The sequence below is a fragment of the Zestomonas carbonaria genome, assembly GCF_904061905.1.
GTDB classification, from domain to species: Bacteria; Pseudomonadota; Gammaproteobacteria; order Pseudomonadales; family Pseudomonadaceae; genus Aquipseudomonas; species Aquipseudomonas carbonaria.
This window is the reverse complement of sequence record NZ_CAJFCI010000054.1, coordinates 107,254-114,305: the sequence shown is the minus strand read 5'-3', so window position 1 is coordinate 114,305 and position 7,052 is coordinate 107,254. Positions and strand designations below refer to the sequence as shown.

At 61.8% G+C, this 7,052-nt stretch carries 5 protein-coding genes; all 5 read right to left on the bottom strand.

Going from position 1 to position 7,052, the window contains the following annotated elements; all coding sequences use genetic code 11:
• Positions 1-82: 82 nt before the first annotated feature.
• On the bottom strand, positions 83-2,488 hold the full coding sequence (locus PSEWESI4_RS13760; RefSeq protein ID WP_187671771.1) for a TonB-dependent siderophore receptor: 2,406 nt from the start codon (positions 2,486-2,488) through the stop codon (positions 83-85).
• A 191-nt stretch (positions 2,489-2,679) separates the two neighbouring features.
• Positions 2,680-4,017 carry a lysine N(6)-hydroxylase/L-ornithine N(5)-oxygenase family protein gene (locus PSEWESI4_RS13755; protein WP_187671770.1) on the bottom strand — a complete coding sequence of 446 codons (1,338 nt, stop codon included), beginning with the start codon at positions 4,015-4,017 and terminating at the stop codon, positions 2,680-2,682.
• A 257-nt stretch (positions 4,018-4,274) separates the two neighbouring features.
• Positions 4,275-5,132 (bottom strand): formyltransferase family protein, encoded by an 858-nt coding sequence (locus PSEWESI4_RS13750; protein ID WP_187671769.1) that lies wholly within the window; start codon positions 5,130-5,132, stop codon positions 4,275-4,277.
• 49 nt (positions 5,133-5,181) lie between these two features.
• Positions 5,182-6,045 (bottom strand): dihydropyoverdine dehydrogenase, encoded by an 864-nt coding sequence (gene pvdO / locus PSEWESI4_RS13745; protein ID WP_187671768.1) that lies wholly within the window; start codon positions 6,043-6,045, stop codon positions 5,182-5,184.
• Positions 6,046-6,170: 125 nt separating this feature from the next.
• Positions 6,171-7,031, bottom strand: a complete 861-nt coding sequence (locus tag PSEWESI4_RS13740; RefSeq protein ID WP_187671767.1) for a formylglycine-generating enzyme family protein — start codon at positions 7,029-7,031, stop codon at positions 6,171-6,173.
• Between the last annotated feature and the right edge of the window lie 21 nt (positions 7,032-7,052).

Sequence of the window (7,052 nt, the reverse complement as noted above, 5' to 3'; positions counted from 1 at the left end):
AACCCCTGGCTTCTGATGGAGTCAGTCCGATGTAGCTGGACTGATGGTGCCAGGCTATTGCCGGGCTGGCTTGTCCAAGCCCCTAGAAGTCCCAGCGAACACTGGCCGTTACGCTCCGGGGTTCTCCCCAGGAGTAGACGCTGTAGAAGTCCATGATGGAGTAGTACTTCTTGTCCAGGAGGTTGTTGACGTTGAGGGTGGTGGAGACATTCTCGGTGACCTGATAGCGGGCCATCAGGTCGACCAGCCAGAAGGAGCCCTGGGTGAAGTCGTCCGTTCCGCCGACAGGCTTCCTCAGCGTTGCCCAGGTCTTGCTCTGCCAGCGTGCGCCACCGCCCAGGGTGAGGGCGTTGAAGCGGCCGGGCAGGGTGTAGCTGGTATAGATGTTGAATTGGTCTTCCGGCGCGATGGTGGAGACCTTGTTGCCGTCGCGCTTGGCGGTCCGATGGGTGTACCCGCCCTGCAGGTGCCAGCCGGGCGCCAGCTCTCCGGACAGTTCGGCTTCGTACCCCTTGACGGTCACGCCCTGTTCGGCGCGGTAGGCGTTGGTGCCGTCGGGTGCCTTGTTGCCGGTCTGTACGGCGTAGTTGTCCTGCTTGATCTCGAAATAGGCGAGGTTGGTGTTCAGGCGGCCTTCGAAGAATTCGCCCTTGATGCCGGTCTCGTAGCTGTCCCCTTCCAGCGGATCGAGGGCCTTGCCTTGTTCATCCCGCACGGTCTGCGGGCTGAAGATGCTGGTGTAGCTGCCGTAGAGCGAGAAGTTGTCGTTCAGGTCATAGACCAGGCCCATGTAGGGCGTGACTACGCCGGTCTTCGTCACGGTCTCGCCGCGATAGTCGGAGACGCGGCCACCGAGGATCAGTTTCAGGTCGTCGGTAAGCGAGAAGCGGCCGGTGGTGTAGAAGCCCTGCTCACGAGTGATCTCGTCATACTCGCGGCTGAACTGCCACTCCGGTTCGGGAATGTCCCCGTTCCATTCGTAGTAGTCATCCACGAGGTTGCTGTAGCTCGCCGGGCGGTTGTAGGACTTGCTCTGCCAGCGCTTCTTGGAAACGCTACCGCCGACTACGAATTCATGCTCTTTCCCGAACAGTTCGAAGGGACCGGTGAGGTACATGTCGGCGGCGTTGGCCTTGGTTTCCCCGACGTATTTGTTCAGCCACAGCCTGGTTCCCGAACCCGTCTCGGGGTTGGGGTTGCCTGCGGCGACGGCGCCAAGCGGTGCGTCGTAGCCATTGATCTGATGGTTCAGGTGCACTTTCCCGAGCCAGCCATTGGCGAAGTTCTGTTCGAGCGTGGCGAACACGGTACGGGTGTATTGCTCCCAACTGCTCCAATGGGCGCCATTGTTGAACGAGCGGGACATCTTGTTGAAGTTGCCATTGCTGTCGTAAATGATGTTCCCGCCCCAACTGGAGCCTTCCGGCTTGTTGTCCTGATAGTCGGCGCCAACGGTCAGCAGGGTATCCGGACTCAGGTCGAATTCGAGAACGCCGTAATAGACGGAGGTCTTTTTCTCGTAGTGATCCTGGAACGAATGCTTGTCCTGGTATGCCGCCACGGCCCGGCCACGCACGTTGCCGCTTTCGGTCAGGGGGCCGCCCACGTCCAGCTCGGTCCGGTAGTTGTCCCAGGAGCCGGCGCCCGCGGTGAAGTGGCCACGGAATTCGTTGGTCGGCTTCTTGCGGATCAGGTTGAAGCTCGCGCCGGGGGTGCCGGTACCGGTGAGCAGGCCGGTGGAGCCTTTCAGGATCTCGATGCGATCGTAGATCGCCATGTCGCTGAGGGTCTGTCCCGCCGAATAGGTCGCCGTGCGTGTCGCCGGGATGCCGTCGTACTGGAAGTTGTTCACCGCGAAACCACGGACGTTGTATTCGGTACGTTCGCTGTCATAGGTGGTAATGCTGACGCCGGGTGCATGGCGCATGACATCGTTGATGGAGTTCAGCCCGAAGTCGTCCATGTGCTGGCGGGTGATGACGGTGATCGACTGCGGGGTCTGGCGTGGCGTCAGTACCAGGCGAGTCGCCGTGGCGAGCGTGCCCGGCGTGTAGGACTTGCTCTCTTCGGTGATGGTCCCGAATTCGTTGCTGGTGATCGCGATCGTGCCCAGTTCCAGTGCGGAGCTGGAGAAGGATTGCTTCGTGAGGATTACCGAATTTCCCTCGATGGAATGAGTGATATCGGTGGATCTCAGCAGTTCGGCGATGGCTTGTGCGGGAGATGCTTTTCCGCTGACCGCCGTGCTGCGTTTCCCTTCTATGTCTTTCGGGCTGTAAAGCACCTGGAGATTCGCCTGGCGCCCGAACTCCTGGAGAGCACTGGTGAGCGACTGCGCGGGAATGTTGAATTCCACTTCCTGTGCCTGTACCTGCATGCACGGAATGGCGAGGGCGAGGCCAATGGCCGCGCTCATGCGGGGTTTGCGGAAGATGTGGCGGATCATCAGAGCCCGGGCGAGGGGCGTCAGTTCATGGAGTGCTGGCATGTTTTTTCTCGTTAGGGAGTGTCGACTATGATCTCATTGAGAACGGTTATCATGTCGAGATGTGAAACGCTTCAATCTGGAAAAACCGGAAAAAGCACTGGGCGCTGGGCGGAATATCGGTAGGAAACGGGGCTGAACGGGGACGGAAGGTCCGCTGAATCAGCGGCCTTCCTGTCGATGCCGCATCGGGCTCAGGTGCCTGTTGCGACTTCGGCGTGCAGCGCTTCCAGGGGCGCGTGGATGGTTTTCCCCAGCGACCGATAGAGCGCCTTGCCGATTTCCTCGGAGCGTACGGGGAGTACCGACAGCAGGGTGTCGCTCAGGCCATGGGTGTTTTCGCAGAAGCCCTGCAGGTAGACGGCGGCCTTGAGGTGGGGGGACGCCAGGACCCGGTAGTCGCGGTCTACCGAGTAGTCCTGCAGGTAGCCTTGCAGCGGCGCCAGGAGTTCGCGATGGGCATTGCGCTCGTAGCCGGTGGCGAGGATCACCGCATCGTAGCGGTGGGTGCGTTCCTGGCCGGTGGTCAGGTCCCGCAGGGTGAGTTCGAGGCCTTCCGGGGTGGCGATGGCGGTCTTCACTTCTTGCCGGCAGAGGAGGGCGTGGCGGAACTGGCGCGAGACCTTCTGCCGGTAGAGCACGCCGTAGATGCGTTCGATGAGACCGGGATCGACCACCGAGTAGTTGGTGTTGCGGTACTCGTCGAGCAGCCGCTCCTGTTCCTGGGCGGACAGGTTGAACATCAGGTCGGTGGTGGCGGGCGAGAAGACTTCGTTGACGAAGGGGCTGTCGTCCGCCGGCTTCAGCGCGGAGGCGCGCAGGACCATGTCGACCTTCACCGAGGGGAAGCTGTCGTGCAGGTCGATGAAGGCTTCCGCGGCACTCTGGCCCGAGCCGATCACGGCGATGCGCATGGACTTGCCCTGGGAGCAGGGGAGCCGTTCGAGGCCGGACAGGTAGCGCGAATGATGGAAGACCCGCGAATCGCCCTTGAGGTGTGCGAACACGCTGGGAATCCGGGGAGTACCGCCGGTGCTCACCACCACCGAGTGTGCCTGGTGGAGGTGTTCGCGGCCTTGGCCGTCGCGGGATACCAGCCGGAGGTGATCGATGGTTCCTTCGTTGAAGCCGGGCTCTATGCGCACGACTTCCTGTCCATAGATCGCGCGATCCGAGAACTGCTCGGCGATCCAGCGCAGGTAGTCGTTGAACTCCATGCGGCAGGGATAGAAGGTGGACAGGTTGATGAAGTCGATCAGGCGGCCGTGCTGGTGCAGGTAGTTGACGAAGCTGTAGGGGCTGGTCGGGTTGCGCAGGGAAACCAGGTCCTTCAGGAAGGAAATCTGCATCTCGCTCCCTTCGGCGAGGGTGTCGCCATGCCAGCGGTAATGCTGTTGCTTGTCCAGGAACAGGGCATCGAGAGGCTTGCCGCTGGCCTGCGAGAGTTCTTCGAGGGCGATGGCCAGTGCCATGTTCGAAGGACCGAAGCCCACGCCGATGACATCATGGATGGGAGTTGCAGTCGGAGTCATGTCAACACTTCCTCTGGGATCGGAGGGAGAGGGGCGGGCAGGCCAGCCGCGCCGGTTGCCTCGCTCTCTGCCATGGGACGGTAGTGAATCGGATCTGGGCCGTTGCGATGTCGCGCCTGCATGGGCCCTTGGTGACAAGACGAAGTGGGATGGGGCGGATTTAGAAGAGGCCGGAACTCCTGGAAGAGGCTGGAGTTCCGGCGTTGGAGCGGAGGTTTCAGGCGGCTTTCGGGGCGTCGTCGACGCGGGTGGAGCCCTCAGACTTCTCCCGCCAGTTCCCTGGTGTGCGTCCTTTCCTTGGCGAGGACCATCAGCCCCTGGTACAGGGCGGGGAACAGGCTGTTGTTGAAGTTGTTCCAGCGCAGCTCCAGGATCGTGTCGTCCGGGGCGATCGGGGTTTCCAGCACGTCGACGATCACTTCGCCGGAGTCGATCCCGTTGTCCACGTAGTGGAAGGAGGCCCCCGTGAACATGAGCGGGTTGACCGGCTCGGTCTCCATGGTTTGCCAGTCGATGACCTTCTGCCCGCGCGCGCCATGCAGGGCGTCGAGCGTCGCGTAGGCGCCACGGCGTTCGTAGGGGGATTCGAGGCGGGTGATGCCGGGGTGGATGTTGACGATCTTGCGGTGGAAGCGCGCTCCCGGGCGCACCAGTTCATCCAGGATGACCAGCAGCCCGTCCAGCACCACGACTTCGGCTTCCAGTTCCAGCAGTTTGTCCAGCAACTGCCTTTCGAAAAGGCTCTTGCCCCGGGGGCGTTCCGGGGCGTCGAGGGGAAGCGTGCGGTATTTCGACGGAATGGCGATCAGGAGGTCGTTCAGCAGCCGGCCCTGTACCTTCAGCTCCGGGGGATAGAACCACTTGCGGCCGGGCTGGTAGGAGAAGCCGTAGTCCTCGATCTTCTCGCGGTCTCTGGCCGAGTCGATGTCGTCGTCGTAGATCACCCCTTCCAGCGAATAGATATCCCCCAGCGGGGTTTCATTCAGCGCTTCCGCGAGGTACTCCAGCGGGGACTTCATGTAGCGGCTCCCGCCCTTGTAGTCGACGTATTGACCGGCCTGGTCGGCCGCGGCGTTTCTCAAGGACCAGATGTAGACGAGTTTGCTCTTGCTCATGGTTCGATACTCCAGGATGAGTTCGGGTTGCGGGCGAAGGCGGGGCGGCTCAAAGCTCCCGCGCCACCCTGAAGCCCAGGAAGTCCCCGCGAGTGGTTTTCAGGCGGTCGTTGCGGTTGCCCGAACGGGAGAAGACCGGCGCCTCGCCCCAGTCGTTGCCACGCATGTGGGCCCGTTCGCAGTTCTCGTCGTCTATCCAGGCGCTGCCGTCGGTGGGCGCGCCGACGTAGTTGGGATGCCAGCAGTCGGCGACCCATTCGTAGACGTTGCCGTGCATGTCGTAGACGCCGAAGGCATTGGGCGGGTAGCTGCCGACCGGCGAGCTGTAGCTGTAGCCGTCCTTGGGGCCGTAGGTGTTGGCGTGCTTGCTGATCTGGTAGTCCCCTTCTTCGTCGAAGGGAAACGGGAAGGGCCCCGTGGAGCCGGCGCGGGCGGCGTATTCGCGTTCCGCTTCGCTGATCATCCGGTAGCGCTCGCCGGTCTTCTTCGACAGCCACGCGGCGTAGGCCTGGACTTCGTGGTAGTCGATGCACACCGCCGGTTGGCGGGGGCCTTGCGGATAGCTGGGTTTGCTCGCCTCGCACCAGCGCCCGGGGCGTTCGTCGCCGCTCTTGATGACCACGCCGGTCTGCTCGATATAGGCATCGAGTTCTTCCGCCGTGACCTGGAAGCGGCTGATCGCGAAAGGCCTGGCGAAGGTCACCTCGTGCTGCGGGCCTTCGTCCGGCTGCTTGCCCAGTTCGTCGTCCGGGGTGCCCATGATGAAGCTGCCGGCGGGCAGTACCACCATCTCCGGGCATTCCGGGCAATCCTTGAAGACGGTGCCGGGCTGGAGAGTTTCGGCGGCATGGGCGTTGGCCATGACCAGGAGTGTCAGTAAGGAGCCTTGGGCACAAGCAATGATGTGGCGCATCTGGTATTCCAATTCAAGATGGGATGTAGGAGCACATCGAGGAGGTTTGTCGGGGGAGTTTCTGTGGCGGCAAGAGGCCTGTTGTCACTCTCGTCGAGCAGGGTGGCGCTGGTATTCCGGGCTACTCATTGCTCCAGATCCCTGGCGACCCTGAAGCCGATCCAATCTCCCCGGACGTCGGGTTTGCGGACGTTACGGTTGGCCGATCTGGAGAAAATGGATTGGGATAGCCAGTCGTTGCCTCGGATGTGGTGTGCCTTGCAGTCTTCTTCCATCCACGCGCTACCATCCGTTGGCGCGCCGACATAGTTGGGATGCCAGCAGTCGGCGACCCACTCGTAGACGTTGCCGTGCATGTCGTAAACGCCAAAGTCGTTTGGCGGGAAACTGTCCACGGGGGAGGTGTATTCATAACCATCCGCCGCGCCCAGTGTGTTTGCATGTTTCGTGAGGTCGAAGCTGTTCTTGTCATCGAAAGGAAAACGCCCTTCGCTGCCGGCCCTGGCGGCATATTCCCGTTCGGCCTCACTGATCATCCGATAGGGTTTGCCCGTCTTTTCAGCCAGCCATGAGATGTAGGCGCGGACATCCTCGTAGTCCACGCATACTGCTGGCTGGCGTGGGCCCTGGGGGTAGCGTGGCTTGCCATTGATGCATTCGCGCCCGGGGCGGGTGTCGCCGTTCTCGAGCGTGATGCCTGTTTCCTTCGCATAGACATCCCATTCCCCGGCGGTGACGTAGAAACGACTGATGGCGAATGGTCGAGCGAAGGTAACCTTGCGCAGAGGGCCTTCGTCGGAGTGTCTTCCCGGCTCCATCGCCGGCGAGCCCATGACGAAACTTCCGGATGGCAATACGACCATTTCAGGGCATGTTTCGCAGTCTTTGAAAACTTCTCCCGCCGTCGATGGAGGCTCCGCCGCGTGGAGCGTGGAGGCAAGACAAAGACAGGCCAGAACGCTGAAGAGATAGTTCACGTATTGCATCCTGCTCAACCCTCGATTGAA